This is a genomic window from Vibrio sp. sp1 (genome assembly GCF_016920955.1).
Classification (GTDB): Bacteria; Pseudomonadota; Gammaproteobacteria; order Enterobacterales; family Vibrionaceae; genus Vibrio; species Vibrio alginolyticus.
The window spans coordinates 1,541,763-1,563,150 of record NZ_CP060589.1; the positions used below are offsets into that span (position 1 = coordinate 1,541,763).

Consider the following 21,388-nt stretch of genomic DNA (forward strand, 5'->3'; position numbering starts at 1 on the left):
GCTTTCTATCATTAAAATGTTATCTATATCTCTTTTTTATCCAACTTATTGCATCGTTTTTTAGGGCTTTTGATAGGTGATTAAGAAGCGTTTACCGCTTTGGTTTTCTTGCCCCATGAGACTTGCTGAATGACTAAGCCACTGATGATCAATACCAGGCCAATCAAGGTTGAAGGATGAATTTCTTCGCCGATGATGGTAGCTAACAACATGAGTGAGATAAATGGAGAAGCAAAGATCAGATTACTGATACGCGCGGTGTTTTGCGTTGATTTGAGTGCGCTCAGCCACAAAACGAAAGTGATCCCCATTTCAAACAGTCCGACATACGTCACCGCTGCCCAGCCTTTAGCTGAGATCATCTGCCAGTCAGCACCTTCATAAAGACTTAAACCAATGGCGAATGGAATAGCGACCAAAAAGCCGAGCAGAACGCCAACCACAGGGTCGGCCTTATTTTTGGTATTTAAAATCCAGTAACCGGCCCACAGCAGTGTTGATAGCAGCGCAAGACCAACACCCAACGGGCTCTCAAATTCCATGCCTAAAAGATTGCCTTGTGTGGCAATCACTATCACGCCGACATAACTAAAACCGCAAGCCAGCCAGTCCTTACCACGGATCTTTTGTCCTAAGAAAACAGCGGCCATTAGCGTTAAGGTGATGGCCCAGCTGTAGTTGATCGCTTGAGCCTGAGATGCGGGCAGCAAGTCATATGCTTTGAACAGAATAACGTAATACGCCAAAGGGTTAATCAACCCAAGCAGTAGGTAATACCAAGGGTTTGAGAAAAATGTAGCGCTTAACTGGCCCAGTTTACCTTGCACACCACAGATTACTGTTAGTGCAATCGCAGAGACGATGCTGGCAATGCATAGCATTTGAATCGGCGTAAATTCTGCCAGCGTGAGTTTAAATGCGGTTGCAACGGTAGACCAAAGTAATACTGCTGAGAGCCCAAATCCTAGGGCGCGACGCTCGTTCATGATGCCTCTGCGTGATGATGTGCCGCTCGGTTTGGATAATTTGAGCGGAAGAAAGAATATTATAGGAAGGCCTAGTGTATGCGAGGATTTTTCATCCAACAAACTGGACATTTATCCAGTGTCTAAATACCATTGTTATAGATACAAAACACAGGCTAACTCGCTATTATGCAATGGATTCTTGAGTACCAATCTCTCATTCTCTCTTCTCTTTGTGCTGCCACGCTTAGTGGTGTCGCTGCCGGTTGGTGGGTGAAACAGCGTTTTATCACCCAAACTCAGCTTCTCGAGCAACAACTTGTTTCAGAAAAACAGCTTCATCAACAGCAACTTGAACAGGTCAAGCAAAGCCTTGCCGATGCTCAGCAAGAGTTGGATGAGTTAGATGATGAGCGCGATAAAGCCGCGTTTGAAGTGCGTCAAACGCACGGAAAGCTGATGGCAGCTATGGAAAAACTGCGTTACTTCGAGGCTGTAAAGCAAGAGCGCCAGCAATACTTTGATGAGCTTGGTCAAATGCGTGAACACAAATCACGTCTAGAAACGCAGCTGCGTGAACAGCAAGCTCGCCATGAGCAAATTAACCAAGCTAATGCCGAAAAACTGCAAATTTTAGAACAAGCGGAAGCACGCTTGAAACAACAATTTGAGCACTTGGCCAACCAATTGTTTGAAGAAAAAACCGCGAAGGTCGATTTGCAAAACCGTCAGAGTTTAGAAGGCTTGTTGTCACCGCTTAGAGAACAGTTAGAAGGGTTCAAAAAGCACGTTAATGACAGCTTTAGCCAAGAAGCTAAAGAGCGCCATACCTTAGTGCATGAGCTGAAAAACCTGCAACGTTTGAACGAGCAAATGACGCGCGAAGCGGTTAATTTGACCCAAGCGTTGAAAGGGGACAACAAACAGCAAGGTAACTGGGGCGAAGTGGTGCTCGCTAGGGTACTTGCCGAATCTGGCTTGCGTGAAGGGCACGAATATCAGACTCAGGTGAACTTACAAAATGAAGCAGGCAAGCGTTACCAACCTGATGTCATTGTTCATCTCCCACAAAACAAACAAGTGGTTGTGGATTCTAAAATGGCGCTGGTTGCCTATGAGCGCTACTTCAACGCTGAAACTGATGCTGAGCGCGATCAGGCTTTGAATGCGCATTTAGCCGCTCTACGTGCACATATCAAAGGGTTAAGCATGAAGGACTACCACAAACTCAAAGGTATTCAGAGTTTGGACTATGTTCTGATGTTTATCCCGGTTGAGCCGGCGTTCCAAGTCGCGATTCAAGCCGATCCAAGTTTGATCAAAGACGCGATGGAGCAAAACATCATTTTGGTGAGCCCAACAACGTTGCTGGTGGCACTGCGCACCATTGATAATCTATGGCGCAATGAACGCCAAAATGAAAACGCCAAAATGATTGCGCAGCGTGCGACAAAACTCTACGACAAATTACGATTGTTTGTAGACGACATGGAGGGGCTCGGTGGTGCGCTGGATAAGGCGAATCAAAGCTATCAAGGTGCGATGAACAAGCTTGCCACAGGGCGCGGAAATGTGATTCGCCAAGCCGAAAGCTTTAAACACTTGGGAGTTGAAATTAAACGACCGATTTCTTCCGACCTCGCGCAGTTAGCGCAGAGTGATGCATTTTCAGAAAATGACCCGTTAGTAGAAAGACATCCGGCTGAGGATAAAGTAAACTAATCGCCCGCAGTGCAGTGGGCGATTTTATTTGTCAACAAACGCCCCGTAGAGGAAAGCGCTGCCTAAGAGGAATTAGAATGACGGACACAAGTTTGCAATCCAATACAGCGTTAGAGAATGAAACCACTCACTTTGGTTTCTCTACAGTGGCAAAAGACGAAAAAGTGACTAAGGTTGCCGAAGTATTCCACTCCGTGGCAACAAAATACGACATCATGAATGACCTGATGTCTGGTGGTATTCACCGCCTTTGGAAGCGCTTCACTATCGATTGTAGTGGTGCTCGCCCTGGCCAACGTATTCTTGACCTAGGTGGTGGTACGGGTGATTTGACGGCGAAATTCTCGCGCATTGTTGGCGATGAAGGCCATGTCATCCTTGCCGATATCAATAACTCAATGCTTAACGTTGGTCGCGATAAACTGCGTGACAACGGTATTGTGGGTAACGTGCATTACGTTCAAGCCAACGCAGAAGAACTGCCGTTCCCTGATGATTATTTTGATGTCATCACCATCAGTTTTTGTTTGCGTAATGTGACAGACAAAGACAAAGCGCTTCGTTCAATGTTCCGCGTACTGAAGCCAGGCGGCCGTCTATTGGTGTTGGAATTTTCAAAACCAGTGCTAGAGCCGTTATCGAAAGTATACGACGCATATTCATTCCACTTGTTGCCGAGAATCGGTGAGCTAGTTGCGAATGACTCAGAGAGTTACCGCTACCTAGCGGAGTCAATCCGTATGCATCCAGACCAAGAAACGCTGGAAGGCATGATGCAAGACGCAGGTTTTGAAAACACCAAATACTACAACTTAACTGGTGGTATTGTGGCTTTGCATCGCGGTTATAAATTCTAAGGGTTAACGGCATGCCATTTGAACCACTTATCACCGCTGTGATTGAAACGTCACTGAATACACTGATCAAAGACGACCCTGCATTGGGCCGTCGTTTAGCGCGTCTAAAAGGTCAAGTTATTCAAGTTCACCTGAAAGAGATCAATAAAACACTGACATTTGTTTTTAGTCAGCAAATTGATGTGCTTGGTCATTACGAAGGGCAGCCTAACTGCTATCTATCGCTCAACTTGAGTGTGTTACCAGAGCTGCGCGATCAGGCCAACATCACTCGTCTTATTAAACAAGATAAACTTGAACTCGAAGGCGATATTCAATTGGCGCAGAAATTCTCTCAGTTGATGGTGGATTGCAAACCAGATGTTGAAGAGTGGTTGTCTCGCGTGACTGGCGATGTCGCCGCACATACCTTTGTGCAAGGCTCAAAAAACATCGGCAACTTTCTTGCGTCTCAAGCAGAAAAACACCAACGTCATCTTGCGCAAGTAGTGACTGAAGAATGGAAACTGGCTCCCGCTCCGTTAGAAGTGGCCTATTTCTGCGACCAAGTTGATGAGGTTCGCAGCCAGGCTTCTCGCATTGAAGCTCGTTTAACGGCTTTGCTGAATAAGCTGGATGCAGATAAGCCTGCATTGGAGAAACCATGACGCCAGCAGAACTAAAGCGCTTATACCACATCGCCAAAGTACAACTGGAATACGGCTTAGATGAGCTGCTTCCCGATCACCAACTGACCAAAGCGCCGCTTTTACTGCGCAAAAGCTTGTTTTGGATTAAGAACAAGCACCCAGAAAAACCACTCGGTGAACGTCTGCGTTTAGCACTGCAAGAGCTGGGGCCGGTTTGGATTAAGTTCGGTCAGATGATGTCGACGCGCCGTGACTTATTTCCTCCGCATATCGCTGATCCCCTAGCTTTACTTCAAGACCAAGTCGCGCCTTTTGATGGCGAGTTGGCAAAAAAGCAGATGGAGCAAGCATTAGGTGGTCCGTTAGAAAAATGGTTTACCGAGTTTGATATCAAACCACTGGCGTCTGCGTCGATTGCTCAGGTACATACTGCGCGCATAAAAGACACTAACCAAGAAGTGGTATTAAAGGTTATCCGCCCAGATATTCGCCCAGTCATTGATTCAGATCTAAAACTGATGCACCGAATGGCGCGTATAGTCGCCGGAGCGATGCCTGAAGCACGTCGTTTAAAACCAGTTGAAGTCGTGCGTGAGTACGAGAAAACCCTGCTTGATGAACTCGACTTGCGACGTGAGGCGGCGAATGCCATTCAGTTGCGCCGCAACTTTGAGGGCAGCGAAGAATTGTATGTTCCTGAAGTTTTTCCCGACTTCAGTAATGAAACTGTCATGGTTTCTGAGCGAATATATGGCATTCAAGTCTCTGATATTGAAGGCTTGAAAGCAAATGGCACCAATATGAAATTGCTCGCGGAACGCGGTGTGAGTGTGTTCTTCACTCAGGTGTTCCGAGACAGCTTTTTCCATGCCGATATGCATCCGGGTAATGTGTTCGTCAAACCCGAACATCCAGAGAACCCAATGTGGATAGGGCTAGATTGCGGAATCGTTGGTACACTTAATAGCGAAGACAAGCGTTATCTGGCGGAAAACTTCCTGGCGTTTTTCAATCGTGACTACCGCCGAGTGGCGGAGTTACATGTGGATTCAGGGTGGGTGCCTGCGGATACCAATGTCGATGAGTTTGAGTTCGCGATTCGCATTGTGTGTGAGCCTATTTTTGCTAAGCCATTGTGCGAAATCTCCTTTGGTCATGTGTTGTTGAATTTGTTCAACACGGCACGTCGATTCAATATGGAGGTTCAGCCACAGCTTGTACTGTTGCAAAAAACGCTGTTGTACGTGGAAGGGCTTGGTAGGCAGCTATATCCTCAACTTGATTTGTGGGAGACCGCAAAACCATTCCTGGAGGAATGGATGATGAATCAAGTTGGGCCGCAAGCTCTAGTGAATGCGATTAAAGACCGCGCACCATTTTGGGCAGAGAAATTACCTGAACTGCCAGAGCTACTTTACGATAGCCTGAAACAAGGTAAAGCGATGAATCAACGTATGGATCAGCTTTATCAAGGGTATCGCCAGAGCAAGCGCCAGCAGGCGACAGGAAAGTTTTTGTTTGGCGTTGGCGCGACTTTAGTCGTATGCTCGGCAATATTGGTGAACGATGCTTTTGAGCAGCTTTCGTTGGCCTGCGGTATCGCAGGTGTCACATTTTGGCTGCTTAGTTGGCGAGCTTATCGTCAATAGACGTTAAACTCTTGAAATATTTTTGTTTGTTTAAAGACCCGAGGTAAAGAGAATGGGTGGTATCAGTGTTTGGCAACTTCTAATCATTGCTGTAATTGTTGTATTGCTATTCGGAACAAAGAAACTACGCGGTATCGGTGGCGATCTGGGTGGTGCCGTTAAGGGCTTCAAAAAAGCGATGAGCGAAGATGAACCTGCGAAAAATGACAAAGACGCAGACTTCGAACCAAAAAGTCTAGAAGAGCAGCAGAAAAAAGAAGCTGCTCCTGAAACGAAAAAAGACAAAGAGCAGGCGTAAAACGTGTTTGATATCGGTTTTTGGGAACTGGTATTAATATCTGTTGTTGGTCTGGTCGTTCTTGGGCCGGAGCGTTTGCCTCATGCTATTCGCAGCGTGTCTCGCTTTATCGGTGCCGCTAAGAGTATGGCAAATAGCGTCAAAGACGAATTGTCACACGAGCTGAAAGTCCAAGAGCTGCAAGAAAACTTGCGCAAAGCAGAACAAATGGGGATGGATGATTTATCCCCTGAGTTGAAATCTTCAGTTGAAGAGTTGAAGAAGGCAGCGCAATCTGTAAATCGTCCTTACGCAAAGAACACCGATTCAGAGGCTGAGCCTGTAAAAACAGAGCCAGCAGCAGAAAAGGTAGAGAAAGCGGAAGAGAGCAAGGTTACAGCGGCAGATAAGAAAGCCGAATAGTCTCATTAGGAGGAGCTACTAGTGATTGGTAGCTCCTTTTTGATCTGGTTTTTAATAAGAGGTTTGCCATGTCTACCGTCGAGCAGACACAACCTTTAATTAGTCATTTGTTGGAGCTTCGCAACCGACTACTGCGCTCAATCCTCGCAGTGTTGGTCGTGTTTGTCGGACTAATTTATTTCTCTAACCACATTTACGAGTTTGTTTCCGCACCTTTAGTAGAACGTCTACCTGAAGGCGCGACCATGATTGCTACGGATGTAGCGTCACCTTTTTTTACGCCACTTAAGCTGACGTTAATTGCTTCGGTATTTATTGCGGTGCCGTTTATTTTGTATCAAGTTTGGGCCTTTGTAGCGCCAGGTTTGTACAAGCATGAACGTCGATTGATCATGCCACTGCTGTTCTCTAGTTCGCTATTGTTCTACTGTGGAGTGGCATTTGCCTACTTCGTGGTATTTCCATTGGTGTTTGGCTTCTTTACCGCCATCTCTCTTGGTGGAGTAGAGTTTGCAACTGATATCTCGAGTTATCTCGACTTTGTGCTGGCGCTATTTATGGCGTTTGGTATCGCATTTGAGGTGCCTGTTGCGATTATTTTGTTGTGTTGGACTGGGGCCACTACACCAGAAGATTTAAGACAGAAACGTCCTTATATTATAGTGGCTGCGTTTGTCGTAGGTATGGTGTTAACGCCACCAGACATGATCTCGCAAACCTTACTCGCTATTCCGATGTGTTTACTGTTTGAAGTCGGTTTGTTCTTCGCGCGTTTTTATACTCGTCGAAGCGAAGAAGTAGAAGCGGAAACCGAAGAATAAGGCTAATCTAGATGTGAAAAGCGGCTCAATTGAGCCGCTTTTTTTGCGGTTGGTTTTTTCTTGGGCTAATTACTTAACTTTCATGACGTAACCACATTTTGTGCATACGTATACTTCCTTGATGCCCAGCAGCTTTTGAAAAAAACTGCGCGGTACGCGTTGTAAGTAAGCACCATGTGTACACACTTCAACTTCCATATTCATGCTGTTTTACATTTGTGCTAATTAATGGGCGTAAATCAGTATAGAAAAATAATGTGTCGAGTTGTCGACAGTTTTGCAAAGCGGACGAAGTAAAGTGACGATATGAGAAGTAAGTAGAGTTGCTAGTTAATTATTATGTTTATCAATAATTTTGTATGGATTGTTCTACTATTTCAACGGGTTGAATCGTTCATTCAATAGTTTAGGTGATAAAAAAGCGACGTTGATTTCGTCGCTTTTTTCAATTCTCGTGTGCCGTCCTAAATAAGGTTGACACTTTCTACCCCCAAAATTGGAGAGTGTTATGAAATCAACAACTAAAAGAACTCAGCGCGATTACTCCCTCGCTTTTAAACTCACTGTAGTTGATGAGGTTGAAAAAGGAAGCCTCACTTACAAACAAGCCCAAGAGAAGTATGGCATCCAAGGTTGCTCTACGGTTTTGGTTTGGCTTCGTAAGCATGGTCGACTAGATTGGTCTAAAGGGACACCTAACTTTATGTCCAAAGGAGACTCTATGGCCGAGTTCAATTTACCTCCTACACCAGAGCAACGTATTAAAGAGCTTGAGAAGCAGCTCGAAGATGCTCAACTCAAAGCCGACTTCTTTGAAGCTGTCGTGAACGTTATGGAACGTGACTATGGTGTTAGAGTGACAAAAAAGCACAAAGAAGCGTTGTCCAAGAGAAAACCATAGTAGGTTTGAGCGTTACGAAGTTTTGTCAGTTAGTACAAATCTCTCGCCAAGCTTATTATAAGCAATGCCAAACTCAATCTCGTTGTGAACATCATGAGCATGCTGTCATTGGCTTTGTCCGTGAAGTCAGGCTGAAGCAGCCACGCATTGGCACGCGTAAACTGAAGTTCTTAGCAGCAACAAAGGGCATTCAAATAGGTCGCGATAAGCTCTTTGAACTTCTCAGAAAGCATCGGCTGTTAGTGAGAGCAAGACGAGCCTATCACCGAACGACTGACAGCCGTCATCGATTTTTCTGTCACCCAAACAAAGTGAAAGATGGGCTGACACCAACGAAGCCAGAACAACTGTGGGTTGCTGATATTACTTACTTGCCAACTCAAAATGGAGAGAGTTATCTCAGCTTGGTTACAGACGCTTATTCAAGGAAGATTGTTGGTTTTTATGTGGATGACAACATGAAAACTCAATCAGTTAAGCGGGCATTTATCTCAGCTCTCAGGCAACGGCAGAGTGAAGAAAAGCTAATACACCACTCAGATAGAGGCTCACAATACTGTTCGAAGGAATATCAAGATATCCATAAGAAACATAGAGTGACTTGCTCAATGACAGACGGGTATGACTGTTATCAGAATGCTTTAGCTGAGCGTGTAAATGGGATACTCAAAATGGAGCTCTTGCTGAAGAAACCGAAAGATCTGAAAGAAGCAAGGACGATGGTAGCAGAGTCCGTAGATATCTATAATCAAATGAGGCCTCATACGGCTTTAAAATACAAAACGCCCGATGAAGTACATCGAGCGTTTTAGTTAAAAAGTGTCAACCCATATCAGGACGGGTCATCGTGAATTAAATATTAAACAGCTTTTTGGCATTCTCAGTCGTTATGGCATCGATGGTTGCGATGTCGACATCACGCAAGTCGGCAACACGTTGTGCAACGAGAGAAGTGTAGGCTGGTTCATTACGTTTACCACGGTGTGGCACAGGCGCTAAATATGGACAGTCGGTTTCTAAAATGACCCACTGCATATCCAAATGTGGAATGACTTTATCCATCCCGCCATTCTTAAAGGTCGATACGCCACCCAAGCCTAAGTGGAAGCCTAGCTCATTGATTGCTTGCGCTTCTTCTAAGCTGCCTCCAAAACAGTGGAATACACCACGCAGACGACCATCTTGCTCTTGTCTTAGCAAAGTGAGTGTTTCTTCAATCGAATCACGAGTGTGGATAACGACTGGTAAGTCCATCTCTTTTGCCCAGTTAAGTTGAGCTACGAACGCCATTTCTTGCTCAGCACGATAGGTTTTATCCCAATACAGGTCGATACCGATTTCGCCCACCGCAATAAACTTGTGTTTCTCAAACCAACCGCGGATGATCTCCAACGTTTGTTCAACATTGCTGTCCACATAACAAGGGTGGAGTCCCATCATTGAGTGGCACACGTCAGGATATGCCGCTTCGGTTTGTAGCATGGGCTCAATAGAGTCCAGATCGATGTTTGGCAACAGGATTTTATTAATGCCTTGCGTTAAGGCGCGTTGTACTACTTCATCGCGGTCGTTATCAAATTCGCTAGCATAGATGTGCGCGTGGGTATCGATCATCGTTACTCTCTGTGCTTCATGGTTGGTTTCGTATTCGAAGTATACTTGAGTGTGAGTGCTGGGTCATTTTCAGTTTTTTTCATTACCTTTTTCCAGATTGTCACTCGCAACATGCATCAAGAGTGATATGATTTTGTTCACCAGATGATTTGATCATCATAACCGTCCAGACAAGGAGAAAATGGTGTCTGTATCAATTCAAGGTCCATTCCCTGCACGCCGTATGCGTCGTTTACGTAAGCACGATTTTAGTCGTCGTTTGATGGCTGAGAACCAACTTTCTGTTAATGATCTGATTTACCCAATGTTCATTCTTATGGGTAAAGATCGTCGTGAGAGCGTGGAGTCCATGCCGGGTGTAGAGCGTTTGTCGATTGATTTAATGCTAGAAGAAGCACAATACCTTGCAAATCTAGGCGTTCCAGCAATCGCGCTTTTCCCTGTCGTAAACCAAGACGCTAAAAGCTTATGTGCTACTGAAGCCTACAACCCAGAAGGTTTGGTTCAGCGAGCAGTACGAGCACTTAAAGAACACATTCCTCAAATTGGTGTAATCACAGACGTGGCACTCGACCCATTCACGACACATGGCCAAGACGGCATCATCGATGAAGATGGCTACGTAATGAATGATGAAACCACAGAAGTATTGGTTAAGCAGGCTTTGTCTCATGCAGAAGCGGGTGCTGACGTAGTCGCGCCTTCAGACATGATGGATGGCCGAATTGGTAAGATCCGCGAAGCATTAGAAAACGCGGGCTACATTCATACTCAAATCATGGCTTACTCGGCTAAGTACGCATCGAACTACTACGGACCATTCCGTGATGCGGTTGGCTCTTCTTCAAATCTAAAAGGCGGCAACAAGAAAAACTACCAAATGGACCCAGCAAACATTGATGAAGCGATTCACGAAGTGGCGCTAGACATCAATGAAGGTGCGGACATGGTGATGGTTAAACCTGGTATGCCATACTTAGATGTAGTTCGCCGAGTAAAAACTGAACTTCAAGTACCGACATTTGCTTATCAAGTCTCTGGCGAGTACGCGATGCATAAAGCGGCGATCATGAATGGCTGGCTCAAAGAGCGTGAAATTGTGATGGAATCACTATTGTGCTTCAAACGTGCAGGTGCAGATGGCATCTTAACGTACTTTGCGAAAGACGTTGCTGAGTGGTTGGCAGAAGAGAATGCACAAACTACTCAACACCTAAATCGTACTCCGGAAGCGACAGAAGAGTAATTATCGCTCAGTGAGAAATACCAGACCAACAAGAGTTGTTCGTCTGTATATACCCAAGTAACCTCAGGCGGATTACAACAGTAACAATCCAAGGTGCTTGGGTATTTTTATTTTGGAGAAGAGAATAATGACAATGCTGATTCGTGAAGGCACATTGGAAGAAGCACTTCAAGTTGTGGCGCGTGTTACCGAGTTTTCGAAAGGAGAAACGGTAGACTCCATGACTCAACGTTTAGAAGAGAAAAACAGTTTAATCCTCGTTGCAGAAAAAAATGGCACGATTGTCGGCTTCAAAATAGGTTACGAATTAGAGGATGGTGTTTTCTATAGCTGGTTAGGTGGTGTTGTCCCTGAAGCTCGAAATGAAGGCGTGGCACAACTGCTTTTGGAAGCTCAAGAGGATTGGGTGGCAGAACAAGGCTACAACACATTAAAAGTGAAATCTCGAAACCAGTTTCCGGCTATGCTTCGCTTGTTATTGAGAAATGGCTATATAATTGAAAATTTTGAAGAAAAAGTAAATCTTCGAGAATCTCGAGTGCATTTCATTAAAGCAATGTGAAAATAAATGAGATTTTTTCTCATTTAACTGTTGACTACGAAATGAGAATCATTATTATTAAATCTGTCTTAGGGAATGAGGAAAGTTCACAAGGACGTTGAGTGACTTATTAACAGAAGTTAATTAACTGAAAGTTGAGAAGTGATGAAACATTTTTCCGAGAACTTGCACGAATTCTTTTTGACACGACATTGCTCACATTGCTTCCAGTGTAATTTATAGCTTCTTGGTTAAGCTGCTCTATTTACAGAATTTGCTTTACCACTTCTGCTAGGCGACCCCATTCGGGTCGCTTTTTTCTTTTCTACGATTTCTATTTGACGTCACTATTAATATCTTTTCCACATGCGATGATCATTTTAGGATCGTTGATCTTCTCGCCGTTATGCGAATTTGTTGTTATTAATCAATGGTTTGGGTTGGTGTTTTCTTGTGTTTTTTGTTATTGGATAACCAGTGGATAATTTCTATAAACAGAGTTATCCACAGGAGGTGGTGTTTTCGTGAATAAAGTCGGAAAAATTTACGCGACCTAGATCGAGCGAACAAGATAGATTCAGATCAGCAGTCATGGCATCCTAGGCAGATCTCTCAAGTACTGAATTGGATACAGACAATTATGGCAAGTATTCCTGAAAATCCGTTGATCCTTATCGACGGCTCTTCTTACCTATATCGCGCTTTTCACGCCTACCCGGGCACCATGAGCAATGGTGAAATTCCAACTAATGCCGTTTACGGCGTCGTGAACATGTTACGCAGCATGATGCGTCAGTTTGCGTCTGAGCGCATCGCGGTGGTTTTCGATGCAAAGGGAAAAACCTTTCGTGATGATATGTATGCAGAATACAAAGCGAATCGTCCGCCAATGCCGGATGACCTGCGTTGTCAAATTGAACCATTACACAATGTTATTCGTGCAATGGGTTTGCCGCTGATCTGTGTTCCTGGCGTCGAGGCGGATGACGTCATCGGTACGTTAGCATACCAAGCATCACAAAAGGGCATGCCTGTATTGATCAGTACTGGTGATAAAGACATGGCGCAGCTAGTGGATGATAACATTACCTTGATCAACACCATGACGAACGTCGTAATGGATCGTGAAGGTGTGGTTGAAAAGTTTGGCATTCCACCTGAGTTGATCATCGACTACTTAGCACTGATGGGCGATAAAGTAGATAACATTCCTGGTGTACCGGGTGTCGGTGATAAAACAGCGACCGCACTACTGCAAGGTATTGGTGGTCTGACGAAGTTGTATGAAAACCTCGATGATATTGCAGGGCTTGGTTTCCGTGGTTCTAAAACCATGGCGAAAAAGCTCATCGACAACAAAGAAAATGCCATGCTTTCGTATGAGCTCGCGACCATCAAATTGGATGTTGAGCTTGAGGAAACGCCAGAATCATTGCTGAAAGCGGAACCAAATAAAGACGAATTAGTGAAGCTGTATGGCCAACTGACGTTTAAATCTTGGTTGAATGAACTACTTGAAGGCGGTTCTGGATCTGTGGAGGCCGTAGAGCTTGCAGGATCTTCACAAGCTTCTTCTTCTCAAGCCGAGATGGAAACTTCTGCGGTAACAATCGATCGCAGCCAATATGAAACAATTCTGGATAAAGAAACCTTCAATGCTTGGCTAGATAAACTTCAAACGGCTGAGCTGTTTGCATTTGATACGGAGACCGATAACCTAGATTACATGCTAGCGAATCTAGTTGGTTTGTCATTCGCTGTCGATGAAGGTATTGCGGCTTATGTGCCAGTTGCACATGACTATTTAGATGCGCCTGAACAGCTTGATCGTGATTGGGTACTAGAACAGCTGAAGCCAATTCTTGAAGATGCAGCGAAAGCAAAAGTCGGTCAAAACTTAAAGTATGATGCGTCTGTACTCGCTCGTTACGACATTGAGCTAAAAGGTATTAAGCACGACACGATGTTGGAATCGTATATCTACAACAGTGTCGGCGGTAAACACGATATGGACAGCTTGGCGCTTCGCTTCCTACAGCACAGCTGCATTTCTTTTGAGCAAATTGCAGGTAAAGGCAAAAATCAGCTTACGTTTAACCAAATCGAACTGGAACAAGCATCGCCATACGCGGCAGAAGATGCGGATGTGACCCTTCGTCTGCACAATCGCTTGTTTGCTAATATCGAGCAGGATGAAAGCCTGAAGACAGTTTACGAAGAGATTGAAATGCCGTTGGTGCCAGTTCTTTCGCGCATTGAACGCACTGGGGTCTTTATCGATGAAATGAAGCTGAGTGCGCAGTCGGTCGAGATTACCGCTCGCCTTGATGAGCTTGAAAAGAAAGCGTACGAAATTGCAGAGCAAGAGTTTAACATGAACTCGCCAAAGCAATTACAAGCCATCCTATTTGAAAAAATGGGTTTACCGGTTGTGAAGAAAACGCCATCAGGCACACCATCGACGAATGAAGAAGTTCTGCAAGAACTCGCGCTAGACTACCCACTACCAAAACTGATTTTGGAATACCGTGGTTTGGCGAAGCTAAAATCAACTTACACCGACAAACTGCCGAAGATGATCAACCCATCAACGGGGCGCGTGCATACTTCTTACCACCAAGCAGTGACTGCAACGGGTCGTCTATCTTCTACTGATCCGAACTTACAGAACATTCCAATTCGTAACGAAGCTGGCCGTCGTATTCGTCAAGCGTTTGTCGCGCCATCAGGGCATAAAATCTTAGCGGTCGACTACTCGCAAATCGAACTGCGCATCATGGCGCACCTTTCTGGCGACCAAGCTTTATTGAATGCATTCCGTGATGGCAAAGATATCCACGCGGCAACCGCAGCAGAAATCATGGGTGTTTCTATTGAGGACGTTTCAAGTGAGCAACGTCGTCGTGCGAAAGCGGTTAATTTCGGTCTTATTTACGGCATGAGTGCGTTTGGTTTGGCGAAGCAATTAGGCATTCCTCGTGGTGAGGCTCAAGCGTACATGGATACATACTTTGAACGTTACCCAGGCGTGATGCAGTACATGGAAGACACACGCAGCACAGCAGCAGATAAAGGGTATGTTGAAACGATTTTTGGTCGACGTTTGCATTTGCCAGAAATCAAATCGCGCAACGGGATGCGTCGTAAAGCTGCTGAACGTGCGGCAATCAACGCACCAATGCAAGGTACGGCAGCGGACATCATTAAGAAAGCGATGCTGTTGGTTGATCAGTGGATTCAGGAAGAAGGCAATGGTCGTGTGAAGTTATTAATGCAAGTACACGATGAATTGGTCTTTGAAGTTGAAGAGTCATCATTGTCCGAAATTGAAAGTAAAGTACAGAAATTGATGGAATCTGCAGCAGAGCTAAAAGTACCGTTGGTTGCAGAAGCAGGTCACGGTGATAACTGGGATCAAGCTCATTAGTCACTTTTAGACCAAAATAACCAATTAATTATGAGCCAGCGCACAAACGCTGGATTTTTTTTGAGATTAAAAAAGCTAGCGCAAAGTTAACTTTGATGTTGCTTAATAAAAATTTCATGAAAAAAAACTACAAAAATTCTTTGCAATTCTGACCAATTGTTGTACATTAATACTCGTAGGGTACAGAGGTAAGATGTTCTATCTTTCAGACCTTTTGTTTCACGTTATTGGATTAGGCTGATTCAGCCGCCCCAGTCAGTTTTTGACTGGGGCGTTTTTTATTGGGCGAAAGAAAATTATTCTTTTGGATCAGCAGCTTAAAGTTAGCCTTCAAAAACCTTCTTTTTTGACCTTTCTAAGTCACTGCAAAATCTCGATTTTTCCTTCAAATTTATTGCGTTATTCATCCTGTAAATTTACGCCAGTCACACTATTATTTTTTCTTGAAAGAAACTAAGTTACATCTTTTTGAAGATTTGCTTGGCTTAACTGTCTGAATTGTAACGCTATTGGGTGTTTTTGGAGTGAATGTTTGGTGATACACAGGAAACAAGAGCGCTTTTTAACCTATTGAAATCGAATCTCAGTTCAGCAATGCTTCGTCACATAACAATAATTACCAATTTTTCTCTCCCGTTATCCCTGCCAGGAAGGCGGGGATTTTTATTGCCTGTTATTTAGTTCAGATAAACAAAAGCCCCACCAAATGGCAGGGCCGTGTCGAAGAAATTTAACAAATATTGTTAATTATTCTTCATCGCTCGCTGGTATCTCTTGTTCGTCTTCTTCTATCAGGTGTGCTAGTGCTGGTGCAAACCAGGTATCCAGTTTTGCACGTAGCTGATCGACACCTAATCCTTTCAGTGAAGAGAACACATCAACAGAAACGTCACCACCGAAAGTTTCTACTTGCTTACGAACTTTCAGTAGAGTTTGTTTGCGTGCACCACTTTTTAGTTTATCTGCTTTGGTTAGCAAAACTTGCACAGGAATGTGGCTATCGATGGCCCAGAAAATCATTTGTTGGTCGAGATCTTTCATTGGATGACGAATGTCCATTAGAACCACTAAGCCTTTTAGGCACTCGCGTTTCTGTAGGTATTCACCCAAAGATTTCTGCCATTTGTTTTTCATCTCTACCGGTACTTGAGCAAAACCGTATCCAGGTAGATCGACAATGTGACAACCTTCTTCTACTTTGAAAAGGTTGATTAATTGCGTACGACCAGGTGTCTTTGATGTCTTGGCTAAGCTTTTTTGATTAGTTAGACGGTTAAGTGCACTCGATTTACCAGCGTTTGAGCGTCCTGCAAACGCAATTTCGACACCTTCGTCTTCCGGCAGGTGACGAATATCGGGTGCGCTGGTGATGAAATGCGTATTTTGGTAATGAATTTTTACGCTCACTGTTAACTCCATCTCGACTTTGTGTAGTCGATTGATTACTTTTTTGTGAAAATGTGTAAAATAACCGTGCTCGGCATAAGGTCGCCTATTGTACCATGAGTGTACGCGGTATGTTCACATTCCGTGGTACTGGAAGCTTGATAATTATAATGGAATGTCATGAAGAAATTAGCGCTAATTTTGAGTCTTTTAGCCAGTTGCTCAGTATGGGCCCAAGGTAATATTGAGGCTGGTAAAGCAAAATCACAAACCTGTGTCGCCTGTCACGGAGCAGATGGCAACAGTGCAATAACAACGTACCCGAAACTCGCAGGCCAACACGCTAAGTATCTTGAGAAGCAGTTAAAAGAACTTAAGCTAGGCATGACAAGTGGTGGTAAACAAGGTCGTTACGATCCTGTAATGAGTGGTATGGCAATGCCACTGAGCGATGAAGATATCGCAGACCTATCTGCTTACTACGCTTCGCTACCAGTTTCAGAAAACTCAACACCTGAAGATGTAGTAGCAAAAGGCAAAACGCTTTATACCGCTGGTGATGCCGAGCGTGGCCTAACCGCATGTATTGCATGTCATGGTCCTCGTGGCAATGGTACTGAGCTTTCAGGTTTCCCGAAAATTTCTGGTCAGCATGCTGACTACATCAAAGCTCAGCTAGAAAAATTCCGTGATGGCGACCGTGGTAATGATATGAATGCCATGATGCGCGACATCGCGAAGAAAATGACAGACGAAGATATCGAAGTGCTGTCTAAATACGTTGGCGGTCTGCACTAATATACCTAAATCGCTCAAGATCCTGCATCTTGAGCTGGTTGGGTAGATGTCCCTACATCGTTCGAGCAACTTGTACAAAAATGCCCTAGTAAATCCACTAGGGCATTTTTGTTCGTGATAGATATCACAGTCGAGTTTGGATACGAAAGCGATAGTTGGCTCGGCAGTTTGTGAGACATTTGCCATACTTGATGTTGACTTTTTCTTGTTAGTGTTTTTAAGTTTTTGATTAAATGATAATTTTGATTTTTTAGAAAAATAGGCGGATTTTTTTTCAACCCATTACTTGTGAGTATAACGGGATGGCGTAAAGTAGAAGTCGTTCACAGGGGGTGAATGTAAGGATTTAAGACCACGGTTTAGGTCTCCAAGGATGTAGCTCGGATGCTTGGTGATTTAGAAAGGGATTTAGATAGGTAGGGAGCCTATCAGATAAGGATGGTCATCTCGTCTGACGGTTAAGACAGTGAAACGGATCAGGCACAGGAAGTTGCTCAGTAGACAGGAAGTAAACGGATAGCCAAAATTCATCAGGAAGATGAAAAACAACTCTTTTTGGCAGGGAAAGCTCTAAAAACAAAGGGATCATTGGTGCACCAAATGTGTGCAACACAGTTTCGCCAATTGATGGCACTTAGAAAGCGACAGTCTGACTGTCGCTTTTTTTATATCCGTTGACTTGCTCAGTCGTAACTTGAATTGATATTACTGCACTTATTTAGCTTTATAGGTTGTAAACAAAGTTTTTTAACAAAAATTGCTGAAAAAATACTCAACAACACTCCAATCCGAGTTCACTTTCTGGTATGTTTCGCATCCCTGTTTGAGGAAGTCAGCATGCATACCTGTCCTTTATGCCAAAATCAGCGCACTCACCATTATTTTGAAGATAAGCGTCGTGAATATCTTCAATGTGAGCAGTGCAGCTTGGTATTCGTAAATCCAGACCAACGTTTGGATGCGGAAAGCGAAAAAGCTCACTATGATTTGCATGAGAACAACCCCGATGATTTGGGTTACCGACGCTTTTTGTCGCGTATTGCTGACCCGATCACAGAGCGAATTTCTCCACAATCAAATGGTATCGACTTTGGTTGTGGTCCTGGCCCAACGCTCTCCTTGATGCTGGAAGAGGCGGGGCACAACATGGCGTTGTACGATCTCTACTACCACCCTGATACGTCGGTTTTAGAAAAAACGTACGACTTCATGACAGCAACAGAGGTGATAGAGCACCTCTACCACCCAGATTTGGTGTGGAAGCAATGGTTGAATTTAGTTAAGCCAGGGGGCTGGATAGGCCTGATGACGAAAATGGTCATCGACGTGGAGGCTTTCAAATCATGGCATTATAAGAACGATCTCACTCACGTAGTGTTCTTTAGTCGTGACACGTTCCAGTTCCTAGCAGAGCGGGATAAGCTCGAACTCGAATTTATTGGTAATGATGTAATTTTACTGAGGAAACCCCAGTAATGAGCCGTAGTAAAAAATCTAGAAAACCGGGTGCCGCTGGTGCACCTGAGTTTGTTGTAACTCGTAACCGTACAGAATCTGATGTGGAAGGCCGCTTACGCAAGCGTGCTAAAAAGCGTAAAGGTCTGAAAACGGGTAACCGTAACTCAGAAGTTAACGAGCAGAAAAAGCAAGCTGCTGCACAAAATCGCGACCCGCGCTTAGGCAGCAAAAAGAAAATACCTCTGATTGTTGAACCTGCGAAGAAAATGACGAAGCAAGAGCGTCGTTTGTCGGCAGAGCAAGAACTAGAGATGCTAGAAAATGACGCGCAATTGAACGTGTTGCTAGACCGTATTGAAGCGGGTGAAAACCTGGGCACAGGTCTACAGAAATTCGTCGATGAGAAACTCGATCGCATTGAGAAGCTAATGGACCAACTAGGTTTGTTGGAACCTGAAGAAGAGGAAGACTTCACTGCACCTGCTGAGAAAAGCACGCGCAACGATGATGACTTGCTGGCAGATTTCGACGACATTAATTTCGACGACTATAAAGGATAATTAAGCTATGAATGTAACCTTATTAGCTATTGCTGGTGTTGTGATTATCATCGCACTCGCTTCTTATGCAGGTTACCTTCTGCTTCAATTGAAAAAGCAAAAGGAATTGCAGCTGAAGCATCAAAAATTGGCGATAGACAAACGTAACGCCAACATTTTTGAGAATGTGCATACCTTGTGTCAGGCGGGCATTCAAGGGCAGTGCGATTTATCTGAAATCAGTATCCGTGTGTATAACATCATGGATTATGTACAAGGTGAAGACCGCGTTGATTTCGATAAAACGTACCCTGCGATTTCTGAGCTTTACCACATAGTGAAAGATATGGCGCGTGGCGAAGAACGCCAACAACTTGCCAAGAAAGAGCGTATGCAACAGAACTTGACGCGTCATAAAGCGGAAAGCCGCCTCACTGATGCGATTATTGAGGAGCTCAAAGTGTTGCAGAAAAACGTCCAGCCACTGAATAATCAAATCAATATTCAGATGATTTAAGCGCGACCCCCAATAGTCTCCTTATGGCTAATGGGGGTATCGTGATCACGCTAGCACTTCTTTAGTTTTATACTTAAAAAGCCAGTCGGCGTTGCCACGCTTGTCATCGTCGTATGGCAAAATAGCGGCTCTGAATATCGGGTGACGGCTTTCGTTGCCCTAGCATTTAACGGAAAGTACCACCATGTCGAATCAACACACTGAATCGAAACAGCAAATAGTCTGGGATCAAGCGGTATTGGATAAGTACAACTATTCCGGGCCTCGTTATACGTCGTACCCAACGGCGCTGGAGTTTCATGAAGCGTTCACCATTTCTGATTATGATATGGCATGCACTCAATACCCAGAACGCCCATTATCGCTGTACGTACACATTCCGTTCTGTCACAAGCTTTGTTACTACTGTGGATGTAATAAAGTCATTACGCGCCACTCGCACAAAGCGGATGAATACCTCGACGTGCTTGAACACGAAATTCGTCAACGTGCTGCATTACTTGTTGGTCGCACCGTGACGCAATTGCATTTTGGTGGTGGTACACCGACGTTTCTCTCTGAAAAGCAAATCACGCGTGTAATGAGCCTGCTACGCCAAGAGTTTACTTTTAGTAGCGATGCTGAAATCAGTATCGAGGTTGACCCGCGTGAAATCGAGCTGATCATGCTGGATCATCTGCGTAGTGAAGGCTTCAATCGCTTGAGCATCGGTGTTCAGGACTTCAACAAAGAAGTGCAAAAACTGGTGAATCGTGAGCAAGATGAAGAGTTCATCGTTGCGATGGTTGCGCGCGCAAAAGAGTTAGGCTTTCGTTCGACGAACCTAGATTTGATTTACGGTTTACCGAAGCAGACCAAAGAATCTTTTGCCAAGACTCTAGAACAAGTGCTAGAGATGCAGCCGGGCCGTCTATCCGTGTTTAACTACGCGCACATGCCACAGCTATTTGCAGCGCAGCGTAAGATTAAAGACGAAGACCTGCCAAAGGCAGAAGAGAAGATGGCGATTCTGCAAGACACCATCGCGACACTGACCGGTGCTGGCTACCAATTTATCGGTATGGACCACTTTGCTTTGCCGGACGATGAACTTGCTGTTGCCCAGCGCGAAGGTATTTTGCATCGCAATTTCCAAGGCTACACCACACAAGGTGAATGTGACTTGGTTGGCTTTGGTGTTTCTGCAATCTCGATGATCGGCGATGCGTACGCGCAAAACCAGAAAGAGCTGAAGAAATACTACGCTCAAGTCAACGAACTTCGTCACGCTCTATGGAAAGGGGTCTCTCTGGACTCCGATGATTTGCTCCGTCGCGAAGTGATTAAGCAGCTGATTTGTAACTTCAAGTTAGACAAGAAAGCCATTGAGTCTGAGTTTAAAGTGAGGTTTGAACAGTACTTTAAAGAAGATTTGCAGCTACTTCAGACCTTTATTAACGATGAGCTGGTGGAAGTGGATGATAATGAAATTCGTGTGACGCTGCGAGGTCGTTTGTTGATCCGTAATATTTGTATGAGCTTCGATAAATACCTACGAGCAAAGGCACGTCAGCAACAGTTCTCTCGTGTTATTTAATCAGAGATACAGATTCAAGATATAAAAAATGCCAGCAGATGC

19 protein-coding genes are annotated in these 21,388 nt (G+C 44.5%); 16 read left to right on the top strand and 3 right to left on the bottom strand.

Annotated elements, in window-relative coordinates; translation table 11 throughout:
• Positions 1-80 precede the first annotated feature (80 nt).
• Positions 81-986: an EamA family transporter gene (locus H9L11_RS07295; RefSeq protein WP_005379208.1), complete on the bottom strand. Its 906-nt coding sequence runs from the start codon at positions 984-986 to the stop codon at positions 81-83.
• Positions 987-1,154: 168 nt separating this feature from the next.
• Here H9L11_RS07295 and rmuC point away from each other — a divergent pair, with 168 nt between their 5' ends.
• The 8 genes from rmuC to H9L11_RS07335 all read left to right on the top strand — a co-directional run bounded on the left by rmuC (position 1,155) and on the right by H9L11_RS07335 (position 9,056).
• A complete protein-coding gene (gene rmuC / locus H9L11_RS07300; protein ID WP_005379209.1) occupies positions 1,155-2,687 on the top strand; it encodes a DNA recombination protein RmuC in 1,533 nt (510 codons plus the stop codon).
• A gap of 77 nt (positions 2,688-2,764) precedes the next feature.
• A complete protein-coding gene (gene ubiE, locus H9L11_RS07305) occupies positions 2,765-3,544 on the top strand; it encodes a bifunctional demethylmenaquinone methyltransferase/2-methoxy-6-polyprenyl-1,4-benzoquinol methylase UbiE (RefSeq protein ID WP_005379210.1) in 780 nt (259 codons plus the stop codon).
• Between the two features lie 11 nt (positions 3,545-3,555).
• The gene (locus H9L11_RS07310; RefSeq protein ID WP_005379213.1) at positions 3,556-4,191 is read left to right on the top strand and encodes an SCP2 domain-containing protein; all 636 of its coding nucleotides are present in this window, start codon (positions 3,556-3,558) and stop codon (positions 4,189-4,191) included.
• Positions 4,188-5,822, top strand: a complete 1,635-nt coding sequence (ubiB, locus tag H9L11_RS07315) for a ubiquinone biosynthesis regulatory protein kinase UbiB (protein WP_005379226.1) — start codon at positions 4,188-4,190, stop codon at positions 5,820-5,822. The genes H9L11_RS07310 and ubiB overlap by 4 nt, the downstream gene beginning before the upstream one ends.
• A 52-nt stretch (positions 5,823-5,874) precedes the next feature.
• On the top strand, positions 5,875-6,120 hold the full coding sequence (tatA, locus tag H9L11_RS07320; RefSeq protein ID WP_005382958.1) for a Sec-independent protein translocase subunit TatA: 246 nt from the start codon (positions 5,875-5,877) through the stop codon (positions 6,118-6,120).
• Positions 6,121-6,123: 3 nt separating this feature from the next.
• Positions 6,124-6,522 carry a Sec-independent protein translocase protein TatB gene (gene tatB / locus H9L11_RS07325; RefSeq protein WP_005382959.1) on the top strand — a complete coding sequence of 133 codons (399 nt, stop codon included), beginning with the start codon at positions 6,124-6,126 and terminating at the stop codon, positions 6,520-6,522.
• 68 nt (positions 6,523-6,590) lie between these two features.
• Positions 6,591-7,343, top strand: a complete 753-nt coding sequence (tatC, locus tag H9L11_RS07330) for a twin-arginine translocase subunit TatC (protein WP_005379234.1) — start codon at positions 6,591-6,593, stop codon at positions 7,341-7,343.
• Positions 7,344-7,851: 508 nt separating this feature from the next.
• Positions 7,852-9,056, top strand: a protein-coding gene (locus H9L11_RS07335; protein ID WP_104975737.1) for an IS3 family transposase whose coding sequence is annotated in 2 segments (ribosomal slippage) — positions 7,852-8,203 and positions 8,203-9,056 — 1,206 coding nt in all. Because the reading frame shifts where the segments join, the coding sequence is not laid out codon by codon here.
• A 40-nt stretch (positions 9,057-9,096) separates the two neighbouring features.
• Here H9L11_RS07335 and H9L11_RS07340 read toward each other — a convergent pair.
• On the bottom strand, positions 9,097-9,858 hold the full coding sequence (locus H9L11_RS07340; protein ID WP_017821949.1) for a TatD family hydrolase: 762 nt from the start codon (positions 9,856-9,858) through the stop codon (positions 9,097-9,099).
• A gap of 184 nt (positions 9,859-10,042) precedes the next feature.
• Here H9L11_RS07340 and hemB point away from each other — a divergent pair, with 184 nt between their 5' ends.
• The 3 genes from hemB to polA all read left to right on the top strand — a co-directional run bounded on the left by hemB (position 10,043) and on the right by polA (position 15,072).
• Positions 10,043-11,104 (top strand): porphobilinogen synthase, encoded by a 1,062-nt coding sequence (hemB, locus tag H9L11_RS07345; RefSeq protein WP_205391074.1) that lies wholly within the window; start codon positions 10,043-10,045, stop codon positions 11,102-11,104.
• A gap of 127 nt (positions 11,105-11,231) precedes the next feature.
• Positions 11,232-11,666, top strand: a complete 435-nt coding sequence (locus H9L11_RS07350; protein WP_205391075.1) for a GNAT family N-acetyltransferase — start codon at positions 11,232-11,234, stop codon at positions 11,664-11,666.
• A gap of 619 nt (positions 11,667-12,285) precedes the next feature.
• On the top strand, positions 12,286-15,072 hold the full coding sequence (gene polA / locus H9L11_RS07355) for a DNA polymerase I (protein ID WP_053303417.1): 2,787 nt from the start codon (positions 12,286-12,288) through the stop codon (positions 15,070-15,072).
• A 747-nt stretch (positions 15,073-15,819) separates the two neighbouring features.
• Here the strand turns inward: polA and yihA are convergent.
• Complete coding sequence (yihA, locus tag H9L11_RS07360; protein WP_017635019.1) at positions 15,820-16,479, bottom strand: ribosome biogenesis GTP-binding protein YihA/YsxC; 660 nt, start codon at positions 16,477-16,479, stop codon at positions 15,820-15,822.
• A 159-nt stretch (positions 16,480-16,638) separates the two neighbouring features.
• Here yihA and H9L11_RS07365 point away from each other — a divergent pair, with 159 nt between their 5' ends.
• The 5 genes from H9L11_RS07365 to hemN all read left to right on the top strand — a co-directional run bounded on the left by H9L11_RS07365 (position 16,639) and on the right by hemN (position 21,346).
• Positions 16,639-17,256: a c-type cytochrome gene (locus H9L11_RS07365; RefSeq protein ID WP_005379248.1), complete on the top strand. Its 618-nt coding sequence runs from the start codon at positions 16,639-16,641 to the stop codon at positions 17,254-17,256.
• Between the two features lie 837 nt (positions 17,257-18,093).
• Positions 18,094-18,732, top strand: a complete 639-nt coding sequence (locus H9L11_RS07370; RefSeq protein ID WP_005379250.1) for a class I SAM-dependent methyltransferase — start codon at positions 18,094-18,096, stop codon at positions 18,730-18,732.
• The gene (yihI, locus tag H9L11_RS07375; RefSeq protein ID WP_005379252.1) at positions 18,732-19,274 is read left to right on the top strand and encodes a Der GTPase-activating protein YihI; all 543 of its coding nucleotides are present in this window, start codon (positions 18,732-18,734) and stop codon (positions 19,272-19,274) included. Before H9L11_RS07370 ends, yihI begins: the two co-directional genes overlap by 1 nt.
• Before the next feature lie 7 nt (positions 19,275-19,281).
• The gene (locus H9L11_RS07380; protein WP_005379254.1) at positions 19,282-19,770 is read left to right on the top strand and encodes a DUF2489 domain-containing protein; all 489 of its coding nucleotides are present in this window, start codon (positions 19,282-19,284) and stop codon (positions 19,768-19,770) included.
• Between the two features lie 184 nt (positions 19,771-19,954).
• Positions 19,955-21,346, top strand: coding sequence for an oxygen-independent coproporphyrinogen III oxidase (hemN, locus tag H9L11_RS07385; RefSeq protein ID WP_033905898.1), 1,392 nt, complete (start codon positions 19,955-19,957; stop codon positions 21,344-21,346).
• The last annotated feature ends 42 nt before the right edge of the window (positions 21,347-21,388 follow it).

Bases quoted from the DNA above. Each gene is read 5' to 3' on its own strand.
- H9L11_RS07295 (WP_005379208.1), bottom strand. From the start codon at position 986: ATGAACGAGCGTCGCGCCCTAGGATTTGGGCTCTCAGCAGTATTACTT.
- rmuC (WP_005379209.1), top strand. From the start codon at position 1,155: ATGCAATGGATTCTTGAGTACCAATCTCTCATTCTCTCTTCTCTTTGT.
- ubiE (WP_005379210.1), top strand. From the start codon at position 2,765: ATGACGGACACAAGTTTGCAATCCAATACAGCGTTAGAGAATGAAACC.
- H9L11_RS07310 (WP_005379213.1), top strand. From the start codon at position 3,556: ATGCCATTTGAACCACTTATCACCGCTGTGATTGAAACGTCACTGAAT.
- ubiB (WP_005379226.1), top strand. From the start codon at position 4,188: ATGACGCCAGCAGAACTAAAGCGCTTATACCACATCGCCAAAGTACAA.
- tatA (WP_005382958.1), top strand. From the start codon at position 5,875: ATGGGTGGTATCAGTGTTTGGCAACTTCTAATCATTGCTGTAATTGTT.
- tatC (WP_005379234.1), top strand. From the start codon at position 6,591: ATGTCTACCGTCGAGCAGACACAACCTTTAATTAGTCATTTGTTGGAG.
- H9L11_RS07340 (WP_017821949.1), bottom strand. From the start codon at position 9,858: ATGATCGATACCCACGCGCACATCTATGCTAGCGAATTTGATAACGAC.
- H9L11_RS07350 (WP_205391075.1), top strand. From the start codon at position 11,232: ATGACAATGCTGATTCGTGAAGGCACATTGGAAGAAGCACTTCAAGTT.
- polA (WP_053303417.1), top strand. From the start codon at position 12,286: ATGGCAAGTATTCCTGAAAATCCGTTGATCCTTATCGACGGCTCTTCT.
- H9L11_RS07365 (WP_005379248.1), top strand. From the start codon at position 16,639: ATGAAGAAATTAGCGCTAATTTTGAGTCTTTTAGCCAGTTGCTCAGTA.
- H9L11_RS07370 (WP_005379250.1), top strand. From the start codon at position 18,094: ATGCATACCTGTCCTTTATGCCAAAATCAGCGCACTCACCATTATTTT.
- yihI (WP_005379252.1), top strand. From the start codon at position 18,732: ATGAGCCGTAGTAAAAAATCTAGAAAACCGGGTGCCGCTGGTGCACCT.
- H9L11_RS07380 (WP_005379254.1), top strand. From the start codon at position 19,282: ATGAATGTAACCTTATTAGCTATTGCTGGTGTTGTGATTATCATCGCA.
- hemN (WP_033905898.1), top strand. From the start codon at position 19,955: ATGTCGAATCAACACACTGAATCGAAACAGCAAATAGTCTGGGATCAA.